The sequence below is a fragment of the Cupriavidus sp. SIMBA_020 genome (assembly GCF_046535395.1).
GTDB classification, from domain to species: domain Bacteria; phylum Pseudomonadota; class Gammaproteobacteria; order Burkholderiales; family Burkholderiaceae; genus Cupriavidus; species Cupriavidus campinensis.
This window is the reverse complement of sequence record NZ_JAWRWU010000385.1, coordinates 1-282: the sequence shown is the minus strand read 5'-3', so window position 1 is coordinate 282 and position 282 is coordinate 1. Positions and strand designations below refer to the sequence as shown.

1 pseudogene is annotated in these 282 nt (G+C 65.6%); it reads right to left on the bottom strand.

Features of this window, described 5'->3' with window-relative positions:
• Nucleotides 1-282: pseudogene (locus tag SB751_RS29705) on the bottom strand (ATP-binding protein); the annotation flags it as partial.

Here is a 282-nt window from a genome sequence, read left to right as displayed (position 1 = left end):
AATGCTCGCGGTGAGCACCGACGGATCGACGACGCCGAGCGACGGCACGCCGAACAGCAGGAAGCCGAGCAGCACGGCCACCGTGATCTGGCCGATGGTGTCGCCGCCCATGAACCAGAAGCGCTCGATGTAATTGAAGCCGGCCACGCGCTTCGACGACAGCTCGATCGCGGCACGCGTGAACCAGCGCCGCCGCGCGCGGTTGAGCTTGAGCTCCTTGATGCCGAACACGAGCCCGTGCGTGTATTCGTTGAAGCGCACGAACTCGTCGCGAACGCGCTC